Source organism: Streptomyces sp. NPDC020299 (genome assembly GCF_044387825.1).
Taxonomy (GTDB): Bacteria; Actinomycetota; Actinomycetes; order Streptomycetales; family Streptomycetaceae; genus Streptomyces.
Map to the genome: position 1 here is coordinate 80,160 of NZ_JBIRWL010000015.1, position 25,318 is coordinate 105,477.

The 25,318-nt window shown below is 70.5% G+C and carries 23 protein-coding genes, 1 pseudogene and 1 riboswitch; of the genes and pseudogenes, 14 read left to right on the forward strand and 10 right to left on the reverse strand.

Annotated features, from left to right (window positions below):
* The first annotated feature begins 75 nt into the window (after positions 1 to 75).
* Together whiG and ACH45E_RS32595 are read left to right on the forward strand one after the other, a co-directional pair.
* Positions 76 to 918: an RNA polymerase sigma factor WhiG gene (gene whiG, locus ACH45E_RS32590; protein WP_361447214.1), complete on the forward strand. Its 843-nt coding sequence runs from the start codon at positions 76 to 78 to the stop codon at positions 916 to 918.
* A 53-nt stretch (positions 919 to 971) separates the two neighbouring features.
* Positions 972 to 1,529, forward strand: a complete 558-nt coding sequence (locus tag ACH45E_RS32595) for a helix-turn-helix domain-containing protein (protein ID WP_361447342.1) — start codon at positions 972 to 974, stop codon at positions 1,527 to 1,529.
* A 43-nt stretch (positions 1,530 to 1,572) separates the two neighbouring features.
* On the opposite strand, the gene ACH45E_RS32600 is transcribed toward ACH45E_RS32595, so the two are convergent.
* On the reverse strand, positions 1,573 to 2,154 hold the full coding sequence (locus ACH45E_RS32600; RefSeq protein WP_361447212.1) for a peptidoglycan DD-metalloendopeptidase family protein: 582 nt from the start codon (positions 2,152 to 2,154) through the stop codon (positions 1,573 to 1,575).
* Between the two features lie 283 nt (positions 2,155 to 2,437).
* On the opposite strand from ACH45E_RS32600, the gene rpsB reads away from it, so the two are divergent.
* The 10 genes and pseudogenes from rpsB to ACH45E_RS32650 form a co-directional block, all read left to right on the forward strand.
* Positions 2,438 to 3,367 carry a 30S ribosomal protein S2 gene (gene rpsB / locus ACH45E_RS32605; RefSeq protein WP_361447210.1) on the forward strand — a complete coding sequence of 310 codons (930 nt, stop codon included), beginning with the start codon at positions 2,438 to 2,440 and terminating at the stop codon, positions 3,365 to 3,367.
* A 177-nt stretch (positions 3,368 to 3,544) separates the two neighbouring features.
* Entirely contained in the window at positions 3,545 to 4,381 is an 837-nt protein-coding gene (gene tsf, locus ACH45E_RS32610; RefSeq protein WP_361447208.1) for a translation elongation factor Ts, read from the forward strand.
* Between the two features lie 216 nt (positions 4,382 to 4,597).
* Entirely contained in the window at positions 4,598 to 5,356 is a 759-nt protein-coding gene (pyrH, locus tag ACH45E_RS32615; RefSeq protein ID WP_116146707.1) for a UMP kinase, read from the forward strand.
* A gap of 142 nt (positions 5,357 to 5,498) precedes the next feature.
* Positions 5,499 to 6,056, forward strand: a complete 558-nt coding sequence (gene frr / locus ACH45E_RS32620) for a ribosome recycling factor (protein WP_307622679.1) — start codon at positions 5,499 to 5,501, stop codon at positions 6,054 to 6,056.
* Entirely contained in the window at positions 6,056 to 7,243 is a 1,188-nt protein-coding gene (locus tag ACH45E_RS32625; protein ID WP_361447206.1) for a phosphatidate cytidylyltransferase, read from the forward strand. The genes frr and ACH45E_RS32625 overlap by 1 nt, the downstream gene beginning before the upstream one ends.
* A gap of 111 nt (positions 7,244 to 7,354) precedes the next feature.
* Positions 7,355 to 8,041 carry a hypothetical protein gene (locus tag ACH45E_RS32630; protein WP_361447204.1) on the forward strand — a complete coding sequence of 229 codons (687 nt, stop codon included), beginning with the start codon at positions 7,355 to 7,357 and terminating at the stop codon, positions 8,039 to 8,041.
* 55 nt (positions 8,042 to 8,096) lie between these two features.
* A complete protein-coding gene (gene rlmN, locus ACH45E_RS32635; RefSeq protein WP_361447202.1) occupies positions 8,097 to 9,203 on the forward strand; it encodes a 23S rRNA (adenine(2503)-C(2))-methyltransferase RlmN in 1,107 nt (368 codons plus the stop codon).
* A 23-nt stretch (positions 9,204 to 9,226) separates the two neighbouring features.
* A riboswitch (TPP riboswitch) is annotated at positions 9,227 to 9,334 on the forward strand.
* A 68-nt stretch (positions 9,335 to 9,402) separates the two neighbouring features.
* Positions 9,403 to 10,485 carry a thiamine ABC transporter substrate-binding protein gene (locus tag ACH45E_RS32640; RefSeq protein ID WP_361447200.1) on the forward strand — a complete coding sequence of 361 codons (1,083 nt, stop codon included), beginning with the start codon at positions 9,403 to 9,405 and terminating at the stop codon, positions 10,483 to 10,485.
* 38 nt (positions 10,486 to 10,523) lie between these two features.
* A complete protein-coding gene (locus tag ACH45E_RS32645; protein ID WP_361447340.1) occupies positions 10,524 to 12,125 on the forward strand; it encodes an iron ABC transporter permease in 1,602 nt (533 codons plus the stop codon).
* Positions 12,125 to 13,138: pseudogene (locus ACH45E_RS32650) on the forward strand (ABC transporter ATP-binding protein); the annotation flags it as partial. The gene ACH45E_RS32645 and the pseudogene ACH45E_RS32650, both read left to right, overlap by 1 nt.
* A gap of 85 nt (positions 13,139 to 13,223) precedes the next feature.
* Here the strand turns inward: ACH45E_RS32650 and ACH45E_RS32655 are convergent.
* From ACH45E_RS32655 to ACH45E_RS32690, 8 genes are all read right to left on the reverse strand, one after another.
* Entirely contained in the window at positions 13,224 to 13,955 is a 732-nt protein-coding gene (locus ACH45E_RS32655) for an LAETG motif-containing sortase-dependent surface protein (protein WP_361447198.1), read from the reverse strand.
* Positions 13,956 to 14,115: 160 nt separating this feature from the next.
* Positions 14,116 to 15,231, reverse strand: coding sequence for a Rossmann fold nucleotide-binding protein (locus ACH45E_RS32660; RefSeq protein WP_361447196.1), 1,116 nt, complete (start codon positions 15,229 to 15,231; stop codon positions 14,116 to 14,118).
* A 39-nt stretch (positions 15,232 to 15,270) separates the two neighbouring features.
* Positions 15,271 to 16,629, reverse strand: a complete 1,359-nt coding sequence (locus tag ACH45E_RS32665; protein WP_361447194.1) for an MFS transporter — start codon at positions 16,627 to 16,629, stop codon at positions 15,271 to 15,273.
* 67 nt (positions 16,630 to 16,696) lie between these two features.
* A complete protein-coding gene (locus ACH45E_RS32670) occupies positions 16,697 to 17,104 on the reverse strand; it encodes a VOC family protein (RefSeq protein ID WP_361447192.1) in 408 nt (135 codons plus the stop codon).
* A 95-nt stretch (positions 17,105 to 17,199) separates the two neighbouring features.
* On the reverse strand, positions 17,200 to 18,453 hold the full coding sequence (locus ACH45E_RS32675) for a hypothetical protein (RefSeq protein WP_361447190.1): 1,254 nt from the start codon (positions 18,451 to 18,453) through the stop codon (positions 17,200 to 17,202).
* A complete protein-coding gene (locus ACH45E_RS32680; protein WP_361447188.1) occupies positions 18,435 to 19,175 on the reverse strand; it encodes an ATP-binding cassette domain-containing protein in 741 nt (246 codons plus the stop codon). Before ACH45E_RS32680 ends, ACH45E_RS32675 begins: the two co-directional genes overlap by 19 nt.
* Positions 19,176 to 19,369: 194 nt before the next feature.
* On the reverse strand, positions 19,370 to 20,752 hold the full coding sequence (locus ACH45E_RS32685; RefSeq protein WP_361447186.1) for an aspartate aminotransferase family protein: 1,383 nt from the start codon (positions 20,750 to 20,752) through the stop codon (positions 19,370 to 19,372).
* On the reverse strand, positions 20,737 to 21,249 hold the full coding sequence (locus ACH45E_RS32690) for an Lrp/AsnC family transcriptional regulator (RefSeq protein ID WP_361447184.1): 513 nt from the start codon (positions 21,247 to 21,249) through the stop codon (positions 20,737 to 20,739). The genes ACH45E_RS32685 and ACH45E_RS32690 overlap by 16 nt, the downstream gene beginning before the upstream one ends.
* A 166-nt stretch (positions 21,250 to 21,415) precedes the next feature.
* Between ACH45E_RS32690 and ACH45E_RS32695 the strand changes: the two genes are divergently transcribed.
* Positions 21,416 to 22,855, forward strand: a complete 1,440-nt coding sequence (locus tag ACH45E_RS32695) for a gamma-aminobutyraldehyde dehydrogenase (protein ID WP_361447183.1) — start codon at positions 21,416 to 21,418, stop codon at positions 22,853 to 22,855.
* Between the two features lie 169 nt (positions 22,856 to 23,024).
* Positions 23,025 to 24,206: a spermidine/putrescine ABC transporter substrate-binding protein gene (locus ACH45E_RS32700; RefSeq protein WP_361447181.1), complete on the forward strand. Its 1,182-nt coding sequence runs from the start codon at positions 23,025 to 23,027 to the stop codon at positions 24,204 to 24,206.
* A gap of 27 nt (positions 24,207 to 24,233) precedes the next feature.
* Here ACH45E_RS32700 and ACH45E_RS32705 read toward each other — a convergent pair whose 3' ends face one another.
* Positions 24,234 to 25,256 carry a LacI family DNA-binding transcriptional regulator gene (locus ACH45E_RS32705; protein ID WP_361447179.1) on the reverse strand — a complete coding sequence of 341 codons (1,023 nt, stop codon included), beginning with the start codon at positions 25,254 to 25,256 and terminating at the stop codon, positions 24,234 to 24,236.
* Positions 25,257 to 25,318: the final 62 nt, after the last annotated feature.

Consider the following 25,318-nt stretch of genomic DNA (forward strand, 5'->3'; position numbering starts at 1 on the left):
CAGTCCCTCCTCCGCCCACTCCACTCCGTAACAGCACTTCACGGCACTTCACGGCAGAACGACACAAGGCGACGAATGCCCCAGCACACCTCCGGGTCCGACCGGGCGGCGGTCCCCCCAGCCGCCCGCGACGGTGGCAGCGTGCGGCCGCCCGCTCCCTCGACACTCGACGAGCTGTGGCGGTCCTACAAGGCGACGGGGGACGAGCGGCTGCGGGAGCAGCTGATCCTGCACTACTCGCCGCTGGTGAAATACGTGGCGGGGCGGGTGAGCGTGGGTCTGCCGCCCAATGTGGAGCAGGCCGACTTCGTGTCCTCGGGGGTGTTCGGGCTCATCGACGCGATCGAGAAGTTCGACATCGACCGGGAGATCAAGTTCGAGACGTACGCGATCACCCGGATCCGCGGCGCCATGATCGACGAGCTGCGCGCGCTGGACTGGATCCCCCGGTCGGTGCGGCAGAAGGCGCGGAACGTCGAGCGGGCCTACGCCACGCTGGAGGCACGGCTCAGACGTACCCCCACCGAGCCGGAGGTGGCCGCCGAGCTGGGTATCGAGGTGGACGAACTCCATGCGGTCTTCAGCCAGTTGTCGCTGGCCAACGTGGTGGCGCTGGAGGAGATGCTGCACGCCGGGGGCGAGGGCGGCGAGCGGCTCACCCTGATGGACACGCTGGAGGACACCGACGCCGACAATCCGGTGGAGGTGGCCGAGGACCGGGAGCTCAGACGGTTCCTGGCGCGGGCGATCAACACGCTGCCCGAGCGGGAGAAGACCGTGGTCACGCTGTACTACTACGAGGGGCTCACGCTCGCCGAGATCGGCAATGTGCTCGGGGTCACCGAGAGCCGGGTCAGCCAGATCCACACCAAGTCGGTACTGCAGCTGCGGGCGAAGCTGGCGAGCTTCGGGCGCTGACCGAGCGGCGCGTTTGTACAGTGGTCGGCGTGCCAAGGATTCGAGCGGCCTCCGTGGCCGAGCACCGGTCGATGCAGCGAGCCGCCCTGCTGGACGCGGCACGGTCCCTGCTGTCCGAGGGCGGGACGGAGGCACTGACCTTCCCGGCCCTCGCCGAGCGGACGGGGCTGGCGCGGTCCTCCGTGTACGAGTACTTCCGGTCGCGGGCCGCCGTTGTCGAGGAGCTGTGCGCGGTCGACTTCCCGGTGTGGGCGGCCGAGGTGTCGGCGGCGATGGAACGGGCGGAGACACCCGAGGGCAAGGTCGAGGCGTATGTGCGCCGGCAGCTGGCCCTGGTGGGCGACCGGCGGCACCGGGCCGTCGTGGCGATCTCGGCGAGCGAGCTGGACGCGGGGGCCCGGGAGAAGATCCGGGCGGCGCACGGCGGGCTCGTCGCGATGATCGTCGAGGCGCTCGGCGAGCTGGGACATGCCCAGCCCCGGCTGGCGGCGATGCTGCTCCAGGGCGTCGTGGACGCGGCGGTGCGGCGGATCGAGCTCGGCGCGGCGGAGGATCCCGAGGCGATCACGGACGCCGCGGTGGGGATGGCGCTGCGGGGTGTGCGGGGCTGACGTCGGCGCTGGGTGCCGTGGGGGCGGGCAGGGCCCGCCGCGGCTACGCCGGCAGCGGTACGCCCAGTACCGGCAGCAGTCTCGACGGGCCCCTGCGCAGCAGCCACGGGGGGAGCAGGGACAGCGGGTCCAGGTAGGTGTCGCCTCTGAGCAGGCCCCAGTGCAGGCAGCCGCCCGCGCAGTGACCGCCCGTCGCCTTCTCCGTGCTGCCCACCACCTCGCCGGCCGCCACCTCGTCACCCTTGTTCACCGAGGGCGTCACCGGCTCGTACGTGGTGCGCAGGTCGGTGCCCGCCAGCTCCACGGACACCACGCCCCTGCCCGCCACCCTGCCCGCGAAGGACACCCGGCCCGCCGCCACCGCCCGTACCGGAACGGCGGCGCCGGCCGCCAGGTCCACGCCCCGGTGGCCGCGGCCGTACACCGTCGCCGGAGGTTCCCAGCCACGCACCACCACCGGACGGGTGCCCACCGGCCAGGCGCGGCCGACCGCCGGCACGGGTGCCTGCGGGGCCCGGGGAGCAGGGGGAGCCGGGGCGTCGGCCCAGGCCAGGGGGGTCAGGACGGTCACCGTCAGGGCAGCCGCGAGGAGCAGCCGCACACCCGCACATCGTTTCGCTCGCATGCGGCAAACCGTCCCGCACCCCGCCGTTCATGGCCGGGACGTGTGGACAACTCACCGGTTGTGGACAGCGGCGTCACCCGGCGCCTCGCCGGTCCCGTACAATTCTTGTGGCGATCCGGGTCACCGGGTCGACTTCGCACGCCCCGATACGAGGCGCGGCCGGCGACGGTCCGTTCGTATCAGCGCCCCTCGGTCCTCATGTGGCAACGGCGCGTCGTGGGCGTCAGGCGCGGGAGCCGTCCGGCATCCGCGGCACAACCGAGAAATTCAAGGAGATACGGCCATGGCCGTCGTCACGATGCGGGAGCTGCTGGAGAGCGGCGTCCACTTCGGTCACCAGACCCGTCGTTGGAACCCGAAGATGAAGCGCTTCATCTTCACCGAGCGCAACGGCATCTACATCATCGACCTGCTCCAGTCGCTGTCGTACATCGACCGCGCCTACGAGTTCGTCAAGGAGACCGTCGCCCACGGCGGCACGGTCATGTTCGTCGGTACGAAGAAGCAGGCGCAGGAGGCCATCGCCGAGCAGGCCACCCGCGTCGGCATGCCCTTCGTCAACCAGCGCTGGCTGGGCGGCATGCTCACCAACTTCTCCACCGTCTACAAGCGGCTGCAGCGCCTCAAGGAGCTCGAGCAGATCGACTTCGAGGACGTCGCCGCGTCCGGTCTGACCAAGAAGGAGCTTCTCGTGCTCTCGCGCGAGAAGGCCAAGCTGGAGAAGACCCTCGGTGGTATCCGCGAGATGCAGAAGGTGCCCAGCGCCGTCTGGATCGTGGACACCAAGAAGGAGCACATCGCCGTTGGTGAGGCCCGGAAGCTGAACATCCCGGTCGTCGCGATCCTCGACACCAACTGCGACCCCGACGAGGTCGACTACAAGATCCCGGGCAACGACGACGCGATCCGCTCCGTCACCCTGCTCACCCGTGTGATCGCCGACGCCGTCGCCGAGGGCCTCATCTCCCGCTCTCGCGTCGCCACCGGTGACAAGGGTGAGAAGGCCGCGGGCGAGCCGCTCGCCGAGTGGGAGCGCGACCTGCTCGAGGGTGAGAAGAAGGCCGAGGAGGCCCCGGCCGCCGCTGAGGCTCCGGCTGCTGCCGAGGCCCCCGCCGCTGAGGCTCCGGCTGCTGCCGAGGCCCCGGCCGCTGAGGCCCCCGCTGCCGAGGCTCCCGCCGCCGAGGCCCCGGCCGCCGAGGGCGAGCAGGCCTGACAACCGTGTTGACGGCGGGGGCGGTACTGCATCCGACAGCGCCTCCGGCGCGGTGAAAGTCCGCCCCCGCTGTTCACCCGTTGGTCGGCACGGTGTCCGCGATCCACGGCTACATGTGGACCCGCAGACCCTGCTCATCTCCGATCTCCCAAGACTTCGAGAAAGACTCACAGACTCATGGCGAACTACACCGCCGCCGACGTCAAGAAGCTCCGTGAGCTCACCGGCGCCGGCATGATGGACTGCAAGAAGGCGCTGGACGAGGCCGAGGGCAACGTCGAGAAGGCCGTCGAGGCGCTCCGTATCAAGGGCCAGAAGGGCGTCGCCAAGCGCGAGGGCCGCTCCGCCGAGAACGGCGCCGTGGTCTCCATCATCGCCGACGACAACTCCTCCGGCGTCCTGGTCGAGCTGAAGTGCGAGACGGACTTCGTCGCCAAGGGTGACAAGTTCCAGGCCGCCGCCACGGCGATCGCCGAGCACGTCGCCAAGGCCTCCCCGGCCGACCTCGAGGCCCTGCTCGCCTCCGAGATCGAGGCCGGCAAGACCGTCCAGGCGTTCGTGGACGAGGCCAACGCCAACCTCGGCGAGAAGATCGTCCTGGACCGCTTCGCGCAGTTCTCCGACGGTTACGTCACCGCCTACATGCACCGCACGATGCCCGACCTGCCCCCGCAGATCGGTGTGCTCGTCGAGCTCGACAAGCCCAACGCCGAGGTCGCCAAGGGCATCGCCCAGCACATCGCCGCCTTCGCGCCGAAGTACCTCTCCAAGGAGGACGTGCCGGCCGACGTCGTCGAGTCCGAGCGCCGCATCGCCGAGGAGACCACCCGCGCCGAGGGCAAGCCCGAGGCCGCGATCGCCAAGATCGTCGAGGGTCGCCTGAACGGCTTCTTCAAGGACGCCACGCTGCTCGGTCAGCCGTATGCGCTGGACAACAAGAAGTCCGTCCAGAAGATTCTGGACGAGGCCGGTGTCACCCTGAAGCGCTTCGCGCGCATCAAGGTCGGCATCTGAGTCCGTACCGCGATCGTCGAGCGACCCACGGAGAAATCCTCGGGGAAATCTCGATAGGGTCGACAGCAGTCGTCCGCGCACACCGCCACACCCAGGCATGTGGCGGACGGCAGCAGATCTGACGAGGAGGCCATTGCCGCGCATGGGAGCGAAAAGCGACCCCAACCGGCAGTGGCCTTCTTCGTATGTGCACCACGTAACAGAGGCGGGATCCCCATGACCACCAAGGCCCAGAAGAGCGACGACGGCAAAGTACGCGGCCGGTTTCTGCTGAAGCTGTCCGGAGAGGCCTTCTCCGGTGGCGGGGGCCTGGGCGTCGACCCCGACGTGGTGCACAAGATCGCCCGCGAGATCGCGGCCGTCGTGCGCGACGGCGCCGAGGTCGCGGTCGTCATCGGCGGCGGCAACTTCTTCCGCGGCGCCGAACTCCAGCAGCGCGGCATGGACCGCGCCCGCTCCGACTACATGGGCATGCTCGGCACCGTGATGAACTGCCTCGCCCTCCAGGACTTCCTGGAGAAGGAGGGCATCGACAGCCGGGTCCAGACCGCCATCACCATGGGCCAGGTCGCCGAGCCGTACATCCCGCTGCGCGCCGTGCGCCACCTGGAGAAGGGCCGCGTGGTCATCTTCGGCGCCGGTATGGGCATGCCGTACTTCTCCACCGACACCACCGCCGCCCAGCGCGCCCTGGAGATCGACGCCGAGGCGCTGCTCATGGGCAAGAACGGCGTGGACGGGGTCTACGACTCCGACCCCAAGACCAACCCCGACGCCGTCAAGTTCGACGCCCTCGGGTACGGCGAGGTCATCACCCGCGACCTCAAGGTCGCCGACGCCACGGCGATCACCCTCTGCCGTGACAACAAGCTGCCGATCCTCGTGTTCGAGCTTCTGGCCGAGGGGAATATCGCACGGGCCGTCAAGGGTGAGAAGATCGGCACGCTCGTGGGTGATCAGGGCAGCCGGGCCTGACCGGACCACCCCGGGACCTGGCCGGGGGATGGACAATGTCCTGCCGGTCGGGAACCGTGCAGGAACAAGACGCGACGCAGCCGGCCGCCGCCACCGCCAAGGAACCGCAGCCGGGCCTACTCAAGACACGCAGGAGCAAGTGGTGATCGAAGAGACCCTCCTCGAGGCCGAGGAGAAGATGGAGAAGGCCGTCGTGGTCGCCAAGGAGGACTTCGCCGCGATCCGCACCGGCCGTGCGCACCCCGCCATGTTCAACAAGATCGTGGCCGACTACTACGGCGCGCTGACGCCGATCAACCAGCTGGCTTCGTTCTCCGTGCCGGAGCCGCGCATGGCCGTCGTGACCCCGTTCGACAAGAGCGCGCTGCGCAACATCGAACAGGCGATCCGCGACTCCGACCTGGGCGTCAACCCGAGCAACGACGGCAACATCATCCGCGTGGTGTTCCCCGAGCTCACCGAGGAGCGCCGCCGCGACTACATCAAGGTCGCCAAGGGCAAGGCGGAGGATGCCCGGGTGTCGATCCGCTCGGTGCGCCGCAAGGCCAAGGACGCCATCGACAAGCTGATCAAGGACGGCGAGGTCGGCGAGGACGAGGGCCGCCGTGCGGAGAAGGAACTCGACGACACCACCGCGAAGTACGTGGCCCAGGTGGACGAGCTCCTCAAGCACAAGGAAGCGGAACTGCTCGAGGTCTGATGAACGACTCTTCCTGGGGCGCTCCGCCACAAGCCGGGTCGCAGGCCGGGTACTGGGGGCCCACCGACCAGGGCCCGGTCCGGGGGGCTGCCCCGGCGGGCCCCGCGTACGATGCACATGACGTGCAGCAGACCCGCCCCATGCCGGCCGTGGCCGACGTACCCGCTCATGGCCCTCACGGCCTTCATGGCGGAGACCAGGACGACGACCGGGGGGCTGCTCGGCTGAGCGGCCCCTTGTTCCGCGACGCGCCACCGCAGGCCCAGCCCTACGGTCCGTATGACATGCCGCGAACGTCGCCCGACCCGGCGGCGCCGCAGAATCCGGAGCCCATGTCCGACGCCCCGCAGCCGGCCCCCGCGCCGCAGAAGAAGAGTGCGGGCCGGGACCTGAGCTCGGCCATAGGGGTGGGCGTCGGGCTCGGCGTGGTGATCGTCGCGTCCCTGTTCATCGTCAAGGCCGTGTTCGTCGGCGTCGTGGCGGTCGCCGTCGTCGTGGGCCTGTGGGAGCTGACCAGCCGGCTGCAGGAGCGCAAGGGCATCAAGGCGCCCCTGGTCCCGCTGGCGGTCGGCGGTGCGGCGATGGTCGTCGCCGGGTACGTCCGGGGTGCCGAGGGCGCCTGGGTGGCGATGGCGCTGACCGCGCTGGCGGCACTGGTCTGGCGGATGACCGAACCACCGGAGGGCTACCTCAAGGACGTCACGGCGGGCGTCTTCGCGGCCTTCTACGTCCCGTTCCTGGCCACGTTCGTCGCGATGATGCTCACGGCCGACGACGGCCCGTGGCGCGTGCTGACCTTCCTCCTCCTGACGGTGGTCAGCGACACCGGCGCGTACGCCGTCGGCTGGCGCTTCGGCAAGCACAAGCTCGCTCCGCGCATCAGCCCCGGCAAGACCCGCGAGGGCCTGCTCGGAGCGGTGCTGTTCGCCATGGTCGCGGGCGCGCTGTGCATGCAGTTCCTGATCGACGACGGCGCCTGGTGGCAGGGCCTCCTGCTGGGCCTCGCGGTCGCGGCCAGCGCCACCCTCGGCGACCTCGGCGAGTCCATGATCAAGCGCGACCTGGGCATCAAGGACATGGGCACGCTGCTCCCCGGCCACGGCGGCATCATGGACCGCTTGGACTCGCTGCTGCCGACGGCCCCAGTCGTATGGCTTCTGCTGGTGATCTTCGTAGGGTCCGGCTGACCGCCGCTTCCGTACCGTCCGTACCGGCGATTGCGTCCGAGAATCCCGGAACCACCCCTTCCGAACATATGATCACTTCAGCGTGATTTGTGTCCGGGAGGGGTGGCTCGTATGTGGGGACGTAGGCGTGCCAGGCGAGAGCAGGAGGCGGCCGAGGCGGTCGAGGCGCTCGCCGGGAGCCTGAGGTCCACGATCGACTCCGCCGACGAGACGCACCAGGCACTGCTGGAGATGCGGGAGCAGCTGGCGCAGGAGCTCGCGGAGATCGCCGCACTGCTCGGGCACCGCGACGGGACGCCCGTCGACGCCATCCGGCAGCAGACCGCCGTGGCCACGCGGATCCTCGGGGACATAGACCGGATGTCCGAGGAGTACGCCGACACACGGGCGCTGCTCGTCGGCAAGGACGAGAACGACCTCGACGAGATCATGCCGGCCCTCGAGGAACTCGTGGCGCACGCCCAGGGCATGGCGGAGATCGGGGAGTCGTTCGCCGGCCTCATCGAGTCGATGCTGGAACTGCGGGAGAAGACCCAACGCCTCCGCCAGGACCTGCTCCCCCTGCGCGAGCGAGTCCACGCCGCCTTCCGCGCGGCCCAGAAGGAACTGGACGCGACCCAGGGCACCCCAGGCTGGTTCGGCCGACAGGCAGCCCTGGCCGCCCTCGGTGACCGGCTCACCGCCCTGGACGAGGGCCGGGTCATCCCCACCCAGGACCGCAAGGTCAGCGACCAGTACCGAGACCTCGAACGCGACATAGCCGAACTCCGCGACACCCTGGGGCCAGGCCGTCCCTGACCGCCCCGCCACCCGTCCCGGGCCACCCCTGTCGATCTGCGACACTGGTATGGCCATGCCTAAGCCCGGAGAACTCACTTTCGTCGCCCCCCGCGGAGCCCAGAAGCCGCCGCGGCATCTCGCTGATCTCACGCCTGCCGAGCGCAAGGAGGCGGTGGCCGAGGTCGGGGAGAAGCCGTTTCGTGCCAAGCAGCTCTCGCAGCACTACTTCGCGCGGTACGCGCACGACCCGGAGCAGTGGACCGACATCCCCGCCGGTTCGCGCGCCAAGCTGCGGGAGGCGCTGCTGCCGGAGCTGATGACGGTGGTGCGGCATCTGTCGACCGACCAGGGGACCACCCGCAAGACGCTGTGGCGGCTGTTCGACGGGACGCTCGTCGAGTCGGTGCTGATGCGGTACCCGGACCGGGTCACCATGTGCATCAGCTCGCAGGCGGGCTGCGGGATGAACTGCCCGTTCTGCGCGACCGGACAGGCGGGGCTCGACCGGAATCTGTCCACCGCCGAGATCGTCCATCAGATCGTGGACGGGATGCGGGCGCTCAGGGACGGAGAGGTGCCCGGCGGACCGGCGCGGCTGTCCAACATCGTCTTCATGGGGATGGGCGAGCCGCTCGCCAACTACAAGCGCGTGGTGGGTGCCATCCGGGCGCTCACCGATCCCGAGCCGGACGGGCTCGGGCTGTCGCAGCGCGGCATCACCGTCTCCACCGTCGGGCTCGTCCCGGCGATCCACCGGTTCGCCGACGAGGGTTTCAAGTGCCGCCTCGCGATCTCGCTGCACGCGCCCGACGACGAGCTGCGCGACACCCTCGTACCCGTGAACACGCGCTGGAAGGTGCGCGAGGTGCTCGACGCCGGGTTCGACTACGTCGAGAAGTCCGGGCGCCGGCTGTCCATCGAGTACGCGCTGATCCGCGACATCAACGACCAGGCCTGGCGCGGTGACCGGCTCGGGCGGCTGCTCAAGGGCAAGCCCGTGCACGTCAATCTGATTCCGCTGAACCCGACGCCGGGGTCCAAGTGGACCGCCTCGCGGCCGGAGGACGAGAAGGCGTTCGTGGAGGCCATCGCCGCCCATGGTGTGCCCGTCACCATCCGGGACACCCGTGGGCAGGAGATCGACGGAGCCTGTGGTCAGCTCGCCGCCACCGAGCGGTAATCTGGCCGCATCAACACATCTTCATATTCCGACAGGGGAGCGCCACAGCGCTGAGAGTGCGGCGATCGGGCCGCAGACCCTCTGAACCTCGCCCAGGTCATTCTGGGTAGGAAGTTCGGTCATCACTCAAGCTGTTGTGCCCCGCCCGGGTGTGTCCCGGGCGGGGCCGCGTTCTTCCTGGAACCCCAGGAGGAATCCAGTGCACAACAAGACGTTCGTGGCCGCTGCCGCCGGGCTCGGTCTGCTCGCGCTGCCCGCTCTGGCAGGGTGCGGGTCGTCCGGCGCCAAGGGATCGGCGGACTCCAAGACCGTCACCCTCGTCAGCCACGACTCGTGGGCCGTGTCGAAGAGCGTGCAGAAGGACTTCGAGAAGCAGTCCGGGTACAAGCTCAGGGTCCTGAAGGACGGCGACGCCGGCCAGGCCGTCAACAAGGCCATCCTGACCAAGGACAACCCGCAGGGCGACGTCTTCTTCGGTGTCGACAACACCCTGCTGTCCCGGGCCCTGGACAACGGCCTGTTCCAGCCGTACGAGGCGAAGGGCCTGGGCACCGTCGGCGCCGCCTACCAGCTCGACAAGGGCAGGCACCGGGTCACGCCCATCGACTACGGCGACATCTGCGTCAACTACGACAAGGCCTACTTCAGCAAGCACAAGCTGACCCCGCCGCAGTCCTTCGCCGACCTCGCCAAGCCCGAGTACAAGAACCTCCTCGTCACCGAGAACGCCGCCACCTCCTCGCCCGGTCTCGGCTTCCTGCTCGGCAGCGCCGCGAAGTACGGGGACGGCGGTTGGCAGGACTACTGGAAGAAGCTGAAGGCCAATGGCGTCAAGGTCGTCGACGGCTGGGAGCAGGCCTACGACCAGGAGTTCTCCGGATCGTCCGGGGGCAGGAAGGCCGGCGGCGACCGGCCGCTCGTCGTGTCGTACGCCTCCTCCCCGCCCGCCGAGGTGATCTACGCCAAGAAGCGGCCCAGCACCGCTCCGACCGGTGTGGCGACCGGCACCTGCTTCCGGCAGATCGAGTTCGCGGGGCTGCTGAGCAACGCGGGCAACGCCAAGGGCGGCAAGGCGTTCATCGACTTCCTGGTCTCGAAGGAGTTCCAGGAGGACATGCCACTCAACATGTTCGTCTACCCGGTGGTCCAGGGCGCGAAGGTGCCCGCGGAGTTCACCGAGTACGGTCCGGCCGCCAAGGACCCGGAGACCATGGCCCCCGGCAAGATCGCCGCCAACCGCGACCAGTGGGTCAAGTCATGGACGTCGCTCGTACTGAAGTAGCCGCGCTCAGGCGGGGAACCGCGGCGCGGCTCGGCCTCATGGCCCTGCCCGTCGCGTTCTTCGCGGTGTTCTTCGCCTGGCCCGTGGCCGCGATCGTGGCCCGCGGGCTGAAGGTGGACGGCGTCTGGCAGTTCGGGCGAATGGCGGACGTCGTCACCCAGCCGGACATCCGGCACGTGCTGTGGTTCACCACCTGGCAGGCCCTGGCCTCCACCGCGCTCACCCTGCTGATCGCGCTGCCCGCCGCCTACGCCTTCGCCCGCCTGGACTTTCCCGGCAAGCAGGTGCTGCGGGCCGTCGTCACGGTTCCGTTCGTGCTGCCGACCGTCGTGGTCGGCACCGCCTTCCTCGCGCTGGTCGGGCGCGGCGGGCTGCTCGACGAGCTGTGGGGCGTACGGCTGGACACCACGGTGTGGGCGATCCTGCTCGCCCATGTCTTCTTCAACTACGCGGTCGTCGTACGGACGGTCGGCGGGCTGTGGGCGCAGCTCGACCCGCGTCAGGAGGAGGCCGCGCGGATGCTCGGCGTCTCGCCGCTGACCGCCTGGCGCAGGGTCACGCTCCCCGCGCTCGCGCCCGCCGTGGCCGCCGCCGCGCTGATGGTCTTCCTGTTCACCTTCACCTCCTTCGGCGTCGTGCAGATCCTCGGCGGGCCCACGTTCTCCACGCTCGAAGTGGAGATCTACCGGCAGACCTCCGAGATCTTCGACCTCTCCACGGCCGCGGTCCTGACGATCGTGCAGTTCGCCGCGGTCGGCGCGATCCTCGCCGTGCACGCCTGGACGGTACGGCGCCGGGAGGCCGCGCTGCGGCTGGTGGACGCCTCCGTGACCGCCCGCCGGCCGCGCGGCGCGGGGCAGTGGGCGCTGCTGGCCGGCGTCCTCGCCACTGTCGCCGTACTGCTGGTGCTGCCCCTCGCCGTGCTGGTGCGGCGCTCGCTGGACGCGCCCGGCTTCGGTTACTACCGGGCGCTGACCAGCGAGGACGGCGGCATGTTCCTGGTGGCGCCGATCAACGCGATCTCCAACTCCCTGCAGTACGCCGTCGCCGCCACCGGCATCGCGGTGCTGGTCGGCGGTCTGGCCGCCGCCGCGCTCGCCCGCCGGGACGCGGGCCGGATCGTGCGCGGCTTCGACGCGCTGCTGATGCTGCCGCTCGGCGTGTCCGCGGTGACCGTCGGCTTCGGGTTCCTGATCGCGCTCGACAAGCCGCCGCTGGACCTCCGGCAGTCCTGGATCCTGGTGCCGCTCGCGCAGGCGCTGGTCGGCGTGCCGTTCGTCGTACGGACCATGCTGCCCGTGCTGCGGGCCGTGGACGGGCGGCTGAGGGAGGCGGCGGCCGTGCTCGGGGCCTCGCCCTGGCGGGTGTGGCGGGAGGTCGACCTGCCGATGGTGCGGCGGGCGCTGCTGATCGCGGCCGGGTTCGCCTTCGCGGTGTCGCTGGGGGAGTTCGGGGCGACCGTGTTCATCGCGCGGCCGGACAACCCGACGCTGCCGGTCGCGGTGGCGCGCCTCCTCGGCCGGCCCGGCGATCTCAACTACGGGCAGGCGATGGCCCTTTCCACGATTCTGATGGTGGTGTGCGCGGTGGCCCTGCTCGTCCTGGAGCGGCTGCGCACCGACCGGACGGGGGAGTTCTGATGCTGCTGAGCCTTGCGGCCGCGACCGTGCGCTTCGGCGGGCGGGCGGTGCTCGACGCCGTGGACCTGTCGGTCGCCGAACACGAGATCGTGTGCGTGCTCGGGCCGAGCGGCAGCGGCAAGTCGACGCTGCTGAGGGCGGTGGCCGGGCTGCAACCGCTGGACTCCGGGCGGGTGGTGCTCGACGGACGCGATCAGAAGGGCGTGCCCGCGCACCGGCGCGGGGTGGGGCTGATGTTCCAGGACCACCAGCTCTTCCCGCAGCGGGACGTGGGCGGCAACGTGGCTTTCGGGCTGCGGATGCAGGGGGCGGCGAAGGCTCAGCAGGAGGCCCGGGTGGGGGAGTTGCTGGACCTGGTGGGCCTGCCGGGCGCCGCGCGCCGGGCGGTCGCCGGGCTGTCGGGCGGTGAGCAGCAGCGGGTGGCGCTGGCCCGGGCGCTCGCGCCCCGGCCCCGGCTGCTGATGCTGGACGAGCCGCTCGGGCAGCTCGACCGGTCGCTGCGGGAGCGGCTGGTGGTGGAACTGCGGGAGCTGTTCGGCCGGTTGGGGACCACCGTGCTCGCCGTGACGCACGACCAGGGCGAGGCGTTCGCGCTGGCCGACCGGGTGGTGGTGATGCGGGACGGGCGGATCGCCCAGTCCGGGACCCCGCTGGAGGTGTGGCAGCGGCCGGCCGGCGAGTTCGTGGCCCGCTTCCTCGGCTTCGACAACGTGGCCGGGGCGACGGTCGCCGGAGAGGCCGCGGACACGCCGTGGGGCAAGCTGCCGGTGCCCGCGGGAGCGCCCCAGGGCGCCCGTACGGTGCTCGTCCGGCCCGCCGGTGTCCGGCTCGTCCCGGCCGGTGAGGGGCTGCGCTGCACGGTGACCGCCCGCACGTTCAAGGGCACGCATGTCGCGGTCCTCCTCCAGCCCGAGGACGCCCCGCGGCTGGAGGCGGCGTGCGCGCTCAGGGAGGCGCCGGAGGTCGGCGGGGAGGTCGGCGTGGATTTCGACGCGGCCGAGATCGTCGTACTCGAGGAGCAGCCGCCCTCCGGGGAACGGCAGTGGCCCGCCCCCCGGTCGGGGGGACGGGCCACGGTGGTGCACAAGGAGTGAGGCGTCAGCGACCGCTGCCCGCCCCGCGACGGCGCATGCCGTAGAACACCGCGCCACCGCCGACGGCGACCAGGGCGGCCGCGATGCCGGCGATCAGACCGGTGTTGGAGTTCGCACCGGTCTCGGCGAGGTTCGAGTCACCGGCCGCCGGGGACGGCTCGTTGTTCGAGGTGCCCGCGGGGGCGGTGCTGGTGCCCTCCGACGCCGACGCCGAAGCGGACGCGGACGGGGTCGCGGACTCGGCGGGGGCCGAGGCCGAGGCGGAGGCCGAGGCGGACTGCGACGGCTTCGAGGTCTCCGTGGCGGGCGCCGAGGGGGTCTCGGACTCCTCGGTCTGGCAGGCCGTGGAGGGAGTGGTCAGGTTGGGCGAGATGTCCGCGTCGACCTTCTTGCCGGCCTTGACGTGGACGCGGTACGTCGCGTTGGGCTTCCAGTCCTCCGCGAAGGTGACCGTGGTGCCCGCGCTGGACCCCTTGATGTTCTGCGGCTTGCCTATCTGCTTCACATCGGCACCGTTGTTCTCCAGGAACACGGTGATGATGGCCGGGGTGCCTGCGGCGTCCTTGTCGGTGACGACGATGACGCCCTTGCCGCCGTCGCACGTGGCCTCGGCGGAGAAGTCACCTATTTCGCAGGCGAGCGCGGTGCCCGCGACACCGAGCGCCAGCGCGGCGGAAGCGGAGGCGACACCCAGGACACGCACGGAACGGCGTGCGTTGCTGCGAGTTTGGGACACGTTTGTCCTTTACAGAGTGCATAACTGCGGGGGGCTGAGGGGGAGATGACATGACGCAGAGGTGAGGCATCATCAACCCCAAGAGGCTCACAGGTCTATAAGTGCTCCGTAAGGAGTGTCAATGCACAAGCGGAGTAAGTGCATTGACTTTACCATCTTATTAACCAGCGATACGTTTCAATGCCTCGGGCGCCTCCTCGATCCGGTCAACAAGGGCGATTCGGGCCTCCATCGACCGCCCCCGCGCGAGCGCCTGCAACAGCGGCCACACCGGCAGCCGCTCCGTCCAGTGCGCCCGGTCCACGAGCACCATCGGCGTGGGCTCGCCCCGTGACTCGTAGTAGTTCGGGGTCGCGTTGTCGAAGACCTCCTGTACGGTCCCGGCGGCGCCCGGCAGGAACACCACGCCCGCGGTGGAGCGGGCCAGCAGGCCGTCCTCGCGGGTGGCGTTGGCGAAGTACTTCGCGATGTGCGCGGCGAAGGGGTTGGGCGGCTCGTGGCCGTAGAACCAGGTCGGGATGCCCACCGACGCACCACCGCCCGGCCAGCGGTCGCGCACCTCGAAGGCGGCGTGCGCCCAGTCGGCTATGGACGGCCGGAACGAGGGCGCCTTGGCAAGGAGTCCCAACGCTTCGCTCAGCATCCCGTCCTCGAACGGGGCGGCGTACGCACCGAGGTTGGCCGCCTCCATGGCCCCCGGCCCGCCGCCGGTGGCCACCGTGAGCCCGGCGCGCGCCAGTTCGCGGCCCAGACAGGCGGCACCCGCGTACGCCTGAGTGCCGCGCTCCATCGCATGGCCGCCCATGACGCCCACCACCCGTGCGCCGACGAGGAGTTCGTCCAGCGCGTCGGAGACGGCGTCGTCGTGGATCGCACGCAGCATGGACGAGTAGACGTCCCCGTCGGACTTCGTCCGCTGGAACCAGTCGTACGCCCGCGCGTCCGGCGTCGCCTCGTATCCCTCGCCGAGCGACTCGAACAACTCGTCGGGCGTGTAGACGAACCCCCGATACGGATCGAAGGGCAGCCCCGGCACAGGCGGGAACACCAGTGCCCCCGCGGCCCGCACCTTGGCGGCGGCCTCGGGGTCCATCGGGCAGCCGAGGAAGACGGCGCCCGAGGTGTCCAGGGCGAGCAACTCACTTGTACGGGCCGTCAGATCGACGGCCTGGACACGGAACCGGGCGAGCGTGCCGTGCTCGGCGACCACCTCGTCGAACTCGGCGAGGGACTCTATCTCGTGGTCGTGGGAAGCGTGGAAGGAAGTGGGCTGCACGCGGCCATGCTAGGACGTGCGTTCCCCGACCGCTCGCTCCTACCTGTCTTCCGCGGCCGCGGACGTCTCCGCGTGGCCGTCGGCCTCCTCGGCGCCGTCGCTGCCCCGCAGGGCGGTCGTCGCGTACAGGCCGCCGGCCACGACGATGAGGCCGGATGCCGTGAACACTGAGTCGATGCGGCCGAAGTGCAGTCCGGCGACGGTCAGGTCCAGGCCCTGGAGAACGGAACTGGCCAGCCAGCCGGAGACGGCCACACCGGTCAGCGCCGCGATCTGCTGCGCCGGTCCGATCACGGCGACGACCCTGCCCAGGTGGCTCTGCGGAACCGCCTTGAGCAGCACCGGAGTCAGTGCGGTGTTGACCGCGGCCACCGGCAGCCCGACGACGGCGAGCACGGCCAGCGCCGGCGGCAGCGACGTCGTACGGGCATAGAGGACCAGGCCGAGGCCGGTGAGCACCAGGCCCAGGGAGAAGACCCGGGCGAAGCCGTAGCGGGAGCCCAGGCGGCCCGCGCCCATTGCTCCCAGGACCAGACCGCAGCCGAGCGCCATCTCCAGCGTGCCGAACCACCGGGACGCGGCGCCGAGGTTCTCGGTCACGAAGAAGACGTTCAGGGAGTTGAGCGCCGAGGTGCCGATGGTGACCAGGCATATCGTCACGATCAGCGCGGTCACCACCCGGCTGCCCCGCACCAGCCGCAGCCCCTCGGTGAACTCCTCGCGCACACCCCGGAGTCCGCTCCCCGGCACCTGTGGCAGCACCGCCTTCGCGCGCCCCGCCGACCCGGTCCGCACGGCGCGCACCGCGGCGAACGACGCCACGAAGGACACGGCGTTGAGCAGCAGCGCCCAGCGGATTCCCGCCGCCAGCAGCAGAGGCGCCGCCAGCGGCGGACCAGCGATGGTCGCGATCGCCTGCGTGGCCTGGCCTATGCCCGCCGCCCGCCCCCGCTCGCGCGGCTCCACCACGTCCCCGAGCAGCGCGAACCGGGCGGGATTGAAGAACTGCGCCGCGCACGTCGCCAGCAGGACTGTCCCGTAGACGAGCACCAGCAACGCCGTCGGCGACAACGTACCTGCCGGCAGGAACGCCACCAGGGTCAGCGCGCCGATCAGCGCCGCACGCACCAGGTCCGCCCCGAGCATCGTCCGCCGGTGGTCCCACCGATCCACGAACACCCCAGCGACCGGTCCCGCCAGCAGGGTGCCCACGGCCACCACCGCGAGCAGCGCCGAGACCGCCGCGGGAGCGTAGGAACGCCCCGCGAGCAGAACTGTGCCCACCCACAGGGACAGCGTCGTGCTGAAGACGAAATCGCCCAGCTGGGAGACGAGCTGCCCGGCCCATAAGAGTGTGAAGTCACGGTTGATCAGACGCGGTCGCACACGCATACGCATCCGTGGAATTCTGCCAACGTCGCATCAGCAGGTCACCCCCTGCCGTCCGATCGACGCCACAGGCCGCTCAGCCCTGGATCGCCGCCGGGTCCATCCACACGATCTCCCAGGTGTGGCCGTCGAGGTCGTCGAAGGCGCGGCCGTATATGGAGCCGTGGTCCTGGGTTCGGCCGGTGTCCGTGCCGCCGGCCGCGATCGCCTTCTCCAGGAGGTCGTCGACCTTCTCGCGGCTTTCGGCGCTCAGGCACACCAGCACCTCGCTGGTCCTGGTCGCGTCGGCGATCTTCTTGTCGGTGAAGGTCGCGTAGAACGGCTTGGTGAGGAGCATCGCCACGATGGTGTCGCTGATCACGACGGAGGCCGCGTTCTCGTCGCTGAACTGCGGGTTGATCGTGTAGCCCAGTTCCGTGAAGAACTTCTTCGAGGCGTCCAGGTCGTTCACGGGCAGGTTCACGAAGATCATCTGCTGGTACATGCCGGTCTCCCGTCGGGGTGCGGTGCGTTGTTACGTCGGTACGGCTGATAGACCGGTGGCCGCCTGGAATCTCATCGGCGGCCGGCGAATTCTTCTCAGCGGCCCAGCGGGAGTGCCGCGACATGCGCGACCGCCAGGGTGAGCGGGCCGAAGACGGCGAGCAGTGTGCCCGCCCGCAGGGCCGCCGCACCGCGCAGCAGCGTGGCGCGGGCGCCCAGGCGGACCAGTGCGGCGGTGGTGTCGGCGCGGGACTGCTTGACCTCCACGGCCGCGGTGAGAAGCGTGGCCAGTGTGCAGCCGGCGACCAGGAGGGTGCCGAGGCCGGTCAGCGGGCTGACGGGCGGCGCGGCGGCGTCGTACGGGGCCGTCATCGCGTACGCGCCGGAGGCGACCGCGCAGACGATGCCGAGGGGGCGGCCGATACGGGTGGCCTCCGCCATCAGGAAGCGGCCGGCGAGCAGTCTGAGAGCGCCCGGGCGGACCGCCTGCAACAGGAGGCCGCAGAGGTGGGTGAGGCCGGGCCCGGCGAGGACCAGGCCGGCCGCGGTCAGGGCCCAGCCGGCGAGTACCCCGGCGGGGCTTTCCCGGAGGGGAGCCGGGGTGGCGGGGCCGGTGTAGGACTCCACGGCGAGGCCCGCGGCCAGTACGGCGACGCCCCAGGGCAGACCGCGGGGTGCTTCGCGGGGTGGCGGGGGGTCGGTGAGGGGGCCGGTGAGGGCGTCGGTCCAGTCGGCGTCCGGGGTCGCCGCCTCGGAGGCGGGCACCTCGGCCGGTGCTTGCTCACCGAGCCGGAAGCGTGCCCCGAACCGGGGCGAGACGGGCTTCGGGCGGCGGATGTCCCGGGGGCGCAGTACCAGGGCGGCCGCGGCGGAGGCGGCGGCGGGGACCACGGCCAGCAGGGTCAGGGTGGCCGGAGCGGGCAGCGGCCGGCCGGCGGCGAACAACCGCGCGGCGGCGCCGTCGAAGGGCATGCCCGTCAGATCGCCGCGCAGGTGGAGGAAGAGCAGGAGCGCCACCGTCGAGCCGAGTGCGCAGGACAGGGCGGTCGTCAGGGCGGAGATCGTCATCAGGCGGGCCGGGCCCAGGCCCAGCGCGGACAGGCCGGGCCGGGGGCGGGTGCCGGGGTCGGTGCGGGCGACGGCCACCGCGAAGTGGACGGTGGCCGCAAGCGGGAGCGCGCACCAGGCCAGGCGCAGGAGAAGGGAGGCGGCGGGCGCGCCGGGGTGGCCCAGCGCGTAGCCGAAGGTGCCGAGCAGGAGGAAGCCCGTGCCCGCGGCCGCCGTCGCCACCAGGAGGCGGCGCAGCTGGACCACGGGATGCGCGAGGCGGGTCAGGCGGAGAGCGAGCACGCGGCCCGGCCTTCCGGCTCGGGGGCCTCGGGCAGGTGCACGGTGTGAACGCGCCGGCCGTCCAGCAGCGTCACCGTGCGGTCGGCGAGCGCCGCGGTCTCCGCGTCGTGGGTGGCCAGCACCACGGTGATGCTGTGCGAGCGGGCCGCGGTGGTCAGCGTCCGCAGGACGTGCCCGCGGTCGGCCCGGTGCAGCGGGGCGGTCGGCTCGTCGGCGAAGAGGACCGTGGGCGCGGGGGCCAGCGCCCGGGCGATGGAGACGCGCTGGCGTTCGGCCTGCACCAGCTCGTGCGGGCGCTTGCGGGCCTTGTCGCCCACGTCCAGGCGCTCCAGCCACTCCAGGGCCGCCGCCTTGGCCCGGCGGCGGCTGGTGCCGCGCAGCATCAGGGGGAGGGCGGTGTTCTCCCACACGCTCAGCTCGGGGACCAGCGCCGGTGCCGGGTCGATCCAGCAGAAGCGGTCCCGGCGCAGCCGTTCGCGCCGCACGGGGCCCATGGTGTGCACGGGCGCACTGTTGAACCAGACCTCCCCGCGCTGCGCCGGCACCAGGCCGGACAGACAGCGCAGCAGGGTCGTCTTGCCGCTGCCGCGCGGTCCGCTGACGGCGAGGATCTCGCCCACCCGCACACCGAGCGAGACACCGGCCAGCGCCGGCGAGCCGTCGGGGTGCACGTAGTGCAGGGAGCGTGCCCAGAGCACGTCGTTGTCCGGCGGGGCCTCCATGGGCGTACACCTCGGTTCTGATCCGTGATTCCCGTGCCAAGTCCCTCGTGCGGGGGAACGAAGGCGGGACCGATCGGTTACCAGGCACGCTAAGGAGCCGGGGCCGCGACGCCGGACAGCACGCGGCCCGGGGTGCACCCCTCTCACTCGTACGGGTGCTCCCCGGGCCGTATGACCGGCGTGGCCGCCGGAGGTCAGAGCTTCGTCCACGCCTCCGTCAGCGTCGCGCGCAGGATCTGCTCGATCTCGTCGAAGGTCTCCTGGTCGGAGATCAGCGGCGGGGCGAGCTGGACGACCGGGTCGCCGCGGTCGTCGGCACGGCAGTACAGGCCGTTGTCGTACAGGGCCTTGGAGAGGAAGCCGTACAGGACGCGCTCGGTCTCCTCCTCGTTGAAGGACTCCTTGGTGTTCTTGTCCTTCACCAGCTCGATGCCGTAGAAGAAGCCGTTGCCGCGGACGTCGCCGACGATCGGCAGGTCGTGCAGCTTCTGCAGGGTCCGCAGGAAGGCGCCCTCGTTGTCCAGGACGTGCTGGTTGAGGTTCTCGCGCTCGAACAGGTCGAGGTTGGCGAGGCCCACCGCGGCCGACACCGGGTGGCCGCCGAAGGTGTAGCCGTGCAGGAAGGTGTTGTCGCCCTTGTAGAACGGCTCGGCGAGCTTGTCGGAGATGATGCACGCGCCGATCGGGGAGTAGCCCGAGGTCATGCCCTTGGCGCAGGTGATCATGTCCGGGACGTAGCCGAACTTGTCGCAGGCGAACATCGTGCCGAGGCGGCCGAAGGCGCAGATGACCTCGTCGGAGACGAGCAGCACGTCGTACTGGTCGCAGATCTCGCGGACCCGCCGGAAGTAGCCGGGCGGCGGCGGGAAGCAGCCGCCGGCGTTCTGCACCGGCTCCAGGAAGACCGCGGCGACGGTGTCCGGGCCCTCGAAGAGGATCTGCTGCTCGATCTGGTCGGCGGCCCAGCGGCCGAAGGCCTCCGGGTCGTCGCCGAAGATCGGGGCGCGGTAGATGTTGGTGTTCGGGACCTTGTGCGCGCCCGGGACGAGGGGCTCGAAGGGCGCCTTCAGACCCGGCAGGCCGGTGATCGACAGGGCGCCCTGCGGGGTGCCGTGATAGGCGACCGCGCGCGAGATGACCTTGTACTTGGTCGGCTTGCCCTGGAGCTTGAAGTACTGCTTGGCGAGCTTCCAGGCGGTCTCGACCGCCTCGCCGCCGCCGGTGGTGAAGAACACCTTGTTCAGGTCGCCGGGCGCGTAGTCCGCGAGCCGCTCCGCAAGTTCCACGGCCTTGGGGTGGGCGTAGGACCACACCGGGAAGAACGCCAGCTCCTGCGCCTGCTTGAAGGCGGTCTCGGCCAGCTCCGTGCGGCCGTGACCGGCCTGGACCACGAACAGACCCGCGAGACCGTCGAGGTAGCGCTTGCCCTTGTCGTCGTAGATGTAGGTGCCCTCGCCGCGCACGATCGTCGGCACGGGCGAGTTCTCGTACGAGGACATGCGGGTGAAGTGCATCCACAGGTGGTCGTACGCGGTTCGGCTGAGGTCCTTTGAGCTCACGGTTATCGGGTTCCCCACATGTAGGTCTGCTTCTTGAGCTTGAGGTAGACGAAGCTCTCGGTGGAGCGCACGCCGGGCAGGGCCCGGATGCGTTTGTTGATGACGTCCAGCAGGTGGTCGTCGTCCTCGCAGACGATCTCGGCGAGGATGTCGAACGAGCCCGCGGTCATCACCACGTACTCGACTTCCGACATGCCGGTCAGCGCGTCCGCGATCGACTCGACATCGCCCTCGACGTTGATGCCCACCATCGCCTGCCGGCGGAAGCCCACGGTGAGCGGGTCCGTGACGGCGACGATCTGCATCACGCCCTGGTCGAGCAGCTTCTGCACGCGCTGGCGCACGGCCGCCTCGGACAGGCCCACGGCCTTGCCGATCGCGGCGTACGGCCGGCGGCCGTCCTCCTGGAGCTGCTCGATGATGGCGAGGGAGACGGCATCCAGCTGGGGGCCGCCGTTCCTGGACTCGCGGGAGTCCCTCTGGTCTGCGCTTCTGGCCACGGGGTCACTGTGCACGACGTCTCGACAGTTCCGCAAGGCGTGATCGATGAAATTCGTTGTTTACGTAGCTGAAGCCTGCGGATTTCGCACCGAACCTGCGACCGGGGGTGTCGAAAACGTCGGCTCTCGGATTAGTGTGGGTGTCTCAGTCAATGGACACCCGAACCTTGGAGGGCCGGCAGTGAGCACCGAGCTGCGTCGTCTGCGCAACTACATCGACGGTGAGTTCCGGGACGCCGCCGACGGACGGACCACCGAGGTGGTCAACCCCGCGACGGGCGAGGCGTACGCGACGGCGCCGCTGTCCGGGCAGGCCGACGTGGACGCCGCGATGGCCGCGGCCGCCGCGGCCTTCCCCGGCTGGCGGGACACGACCCCCGCCGAGCGGCAGAAGGCCCTCCTGAAGATCGCGGACGCGTTCGAGGAGCGCGCCGAGGAATTGATCGCGGCCGAGGTGGAGAACACGGGCAAGCCGACCGGGCTGACCCGCTCCGAGGAGATCCCGCCGATGGTCGACCAGATCCGCTTCTTCGCGGGCGCGGCGCGGATGCTCGAGGGCCGCTCGGCCGGTGAGTACATGGAGGGGATGACCTCGATCGTCCGCCGTGAGCCGGTCGGCGTCTGCGCCCAGGTCGCGCCGTGGAACTACCCGATGATGATGGCGGTGTGGAAGTTCGCCCCGGCGATCGCCGCGGGCAACACGGTCGTTCTGAAGCCGTCGGACACCACCCCCGCCTCCACGGTCCTGATCGCCGACATCATCGGCTCGATCCTGCCCAAGGGCGTCTTCAACGTCGTCACCGGCGACCGCGACACCGGCCGCCTGATGGTCGAGCACCCGACCCCGGCGATGGCCTCCATCACGGGCTCCGTACGCGCCGGCATGTCGGTCGCCGAGTCCGCGTCCAAGGACCTCAAGCGCGTCCACCTGGAGCTGGGCGGCAAGGCGCCGGTCGTCGTCTTCGAGGACACCGATATTCCCAAGGCCGTCGAGGACATCTCGGTCGCGGGCTTCTTCAATGCCGGCCAGGACTGTACGGCCGCCACCCGCGTCCTCGTCCACGAGTCCATCCACGACGAGTTCGTCGCCGCGCTCGCCAAGGCCGCCGCCGAGACGAAGACGGGCCGGCCGGACGACGAGGACGTGCTGTACGGCCCGCTCAACAACCCCAACCAGCTCAAGCAGGTCTCCGGCTTCATCGAGCGCCTCCCCGCCCACGCCAAGGTCGAGGCCGGCGGCCACCAGGTCGGCGACAAGGGCTACTTCTACGCCGCGACCGTCGTCTCGGGCCTCAAGCAGGACGACGAGATCATCCAGAAGGAGGTCTTCGGCCCGGTCATCACCGTCCAGTCCTTCTCGGACGAGGACCAGGCCGTGGAGTGGGCCAACGGCGTCGAGTACGCCCTCGCCTCCTCGGTGTGGACCAAGGACCACGGCCGCGCCATGCGGATGTCCAAGAAGCTCGACTTCGGCTGCGTGTGGATCAACACCCACATCCCGCTGGTCGCCGAGATGCCCCACGGCGGCTTCAAGAAGTCCGGCTACGGCAAGGACCTGTCGGGGTACGGCTTCGACGACTACACCCGGATCAAGCACGTCATGACGTCGCTGGAGGCGTAGGCCTCTGGCGGTTGTGCGGTGAGGGTGCGGCCCCGGACCGGGCTTCCGGTCCGGGGCCGCACAGTGTGCGGTCGCCCGGGTGGTGGGATCGACATGGTGTCGCGTCCGCCGCGGCTCGCTCGACGGGGCGTCCATTGCCCGGGCACGGCAGGCGCGGCATGCTGCCTGGGTGCCTGCTTCCCACCTGCCCTCCCGCCGCTCCCTGCTGCGAGCGCTCGGCGGTACCGCCGTGTTCGGCGCGCTCGCCGGCTGTGGTGTGCCCGCCGCGTACGTCAAGCCGGGCGATCGTGCCGCCGCCGATGTGTCCGCCCGCGACAAGCAGCTGACCTGGGCGAACTGGCCGCTCTACATCGACACCGACGACGACAACCCCAACAAGCGGCCCACGCTGGAGGCGTTCGAGAAGCGCACGGGCATCTCGGTCGACTATGTCGAGGAGATCAACGACAACGACGAGTTCTTCGGCAAGATCAGCCCCGCGCTGATGAACCACCAGTCGACCGGCCGCGACCTGATCGTCGTCAGCGACTGGATGTGCGCGCGGTTCGTGCGCCTGGGCTGGGTGCAGAAGATGGACCGCGCCCGGCAGGCCAACGTGACGAAGTACCTCGACCCGCTCCTGCGCTCGCCCGCCTTCGACCCGGGCCGCCTGTACACGGTGCCGTGGCAGTCCGGCATCACCGGCATCGCCTACAATCGGCGCAAGTTGGGCCGCGAGATACGCCACGTCAAGGACCTCTGGGCGAGCGACCTCAAGGGCCGGGTGACCCTGCTGTCCGGACTGGACGAGGCGTTCGCGCTGCTGATGCAGGGCAACGGCGTGGACATCACCAAGTGGACGGCGGACGACTTCCACACCGTCTGCGACCAGGTGGAGCAGGAGGTCCGCCGGGGCCAGATCCGCCGCTTCACCGGCAACGACTACACCAAGGACCTGGTCAGCGGCGATGTCCTGGCCTGCCAGGCGTACTCCGGTGACGTCATCCAGCTCCAGGCCGACAACCCCGACATCCGCTTCGTCGTCCCCGAGGAGGGCGCGGAGCTGTGGTCCGACTCCCTGATGATCCCCGACCGGGCCGCCCACAAAGCCAACGCGGAACGCCTCGTCGACTACTACTACGACCCCGAGGTCGCCGCCGACCTCGCCGCCTGGGTCAACTACGTCTGCCCGGTCCCGGCCGCCAAGGAGGTCCTGGCCGCCGCCAAGGACAAGGACACCGCCGCCCTGGCCGACAACCCCCTGATCTTCCCCGACGCCGGGATGCGCAAGCGGCTCGCTATCGCGCGGGACATCACGTCCACGGAGCGGCTGGAGTTCACCAAGCGGTGGAACGCGATCGTGGGGCTGTAGGCCGGGCGTCCCCGCACGCGGCACGTCTTACGGGGTGGGCGCGGGCTGCTCTCCCGAGCCCCGGACGATCAGCCGGGTGGGCACGGTGATGGTGCGGGCCCGTGAGCGGTCGCCGTCGAGGCGGGCCAGGGCGGTGGCCGCGGCGCTGCGGCCGATCTCCTCGGGGTCCTGGGCGACCACGGTCAGGGCCGGTTCCAGTGCCTCGGCGAGCGACACGTCGTCGAAGGCGACGACGGCCACCTCCTTGCGCTTGCCGCGGGCGAGTTCGGCGACTATGCCCAGCGCCATGATGTTGTTGCCGGCGAACAGGGCGGTGGGGGGATCGGGCAGGTCGAGCAGCTGGGCGGTCGCGGCCTCGGCGCCCTGCTGGTCGTGTGCGCTGACGACCAGGGAGCGGTCGTAGGGGATGTCGGCCTCCTGGAGCGCCGAGCGGTATCCGGCCAGGCGTTCGCGGCGGGTGTACAGCTTGACGGGCAGGTCACCGACGAAGCCGATGCGCCGGTGGCCATGGGCGATCAGATGGGCGACGCCGTCATGGGACCCCGCGCGGTTCGAGCTGACGATGCTGTCCGTGGACAGGCCGACGCCGGGCCGGTCCAGGAAGACCACGGGAAGTCCCGCCGTGCGGTGGGGCTTGAGGTGGGTGTGGTCGGCGCCGACGGACGGCACGACGATCAGGATGCTGACGCGCCGGGCGAGGAACTTGTCCGTCAGGGCGCGTTCGCGGCCGGGATCGTCGGCGGAGGAGCCCATGAGGAGGGTCAGTCCGCGTTCGCGGACGGTGTCCTCGATGGCGCGGGCCACGGCTCCGAAGAAGGGGTTGGCGAGGTCCGGGATGACCAGACCGATGGTGGTGTCCGGGCCGCCGACGCGGATGTTGCGTGCCATGAGGTTCGGCTGGAAGCCGAGCTTGGCCACTGCGGCGAGTACCTGTTCCCGGGTCTCCGCCGAGGCGGGTCCGTCCTCGTTGAGGACGCGGGAGACAGTCTTGGCGCTGACTCCGACTTCGCGGGCGACGTCGGCCAGGGTGGGTCGGCGGTTCGCTGCCATGGAGGAAACCGTCTCCTGTGAGCCCTCTGTTCCGACCGCGGCCTCGGCCGGAAACGGTGAGT

Coding starts and splice junctions, on each gene's coding strand:
- ACH45E_RS32600 (WP_361447212.1), bottom strand. CDS start 2,154: ATGCGAGCGAAACGATGTGCGGGTGTGCGGCTGCTCCTCGCGGCTGCC.
- ACH45E_RS32665 (WP_361447194.1), bottom strand. CDS start 16,629: ATGCGTATGCGTGTGCGACCGCGTCTGATCAACCGTGACTTCACACTC.
- rlmN (WP_361447202.1), top strand. CDS start 8,097: ATGCCTAAGCCCGGAGAACTCACTTTCGTCGCCCCCCGCGGAGCCCAG.
- whiG (WP_361447214.1), top strand. CDS start 76: ATGCCCCAGCACACCTCCGGGTCCGACCGGGCGGCGGTCCCCCCAGCC.
- ACH45E_RS32670 (WP_361447192.1), bottom strand. CDS start 17,104: ATGTACCAGCAGATGATCTTCGTGAACCTGCCCGTGAACGACCTGGAC.
- ACH45E_RS32680 (WP_361447188.1), bottom strand. CDS start 19,175: ATGGAGGCCCCGCCGGACAACGACGTGCTCTGGGCACGCTCCCTGCAC.
- ACH45E_RS32705 (WP_361447179.1), bottom strand. CDS start 25,256: ATGGCAGCGAACCGCCGACCCACCCTGGCCGACGTCGCCCGCGAAGTC.
- ACH45E_RS32630 (WP_361447204.1), top strand. CDS start 7,355: ATGTGGGGACGTAGGCGTGCCAGGCGAGAGCAGGAGGCGGCCGAGGCG.
- ACH45E_RS32625 (WP_361447206.1), top strand. CDS start 6,056: ATGAACGACTCTTCCTGGGGCGCTCCGCCACAAGCCGGGTCGCAGGCC.
- pyrH (WP_116146707.1), top strand. CDS start 4,598: ATGACCACCAAGGCCCAGAAGAGCGACGACGGCAAAGTACGCGGCCGG.
- rpsB (WP_361447210.1), top strand. CDS start 2,438: ATGGCCGTCGTCACGATGCGGGAGCTGCTGGAGAGCGGCGTCCACTTC.
- tsf (WP_361447208.1), top strand. CDS start 3,545: ATGGCGAACTACACCGCCGCCGACGTCAAGAAGCTCCGTGAGCTCACC.
- ACH45E_RS32645 (WP_361447340.1), top strand. CDS start 10,524: ATGGCCCTGCCCGTCGCGTTCTTCGCGGTGTTCTTCGCCTGGCCCGTG.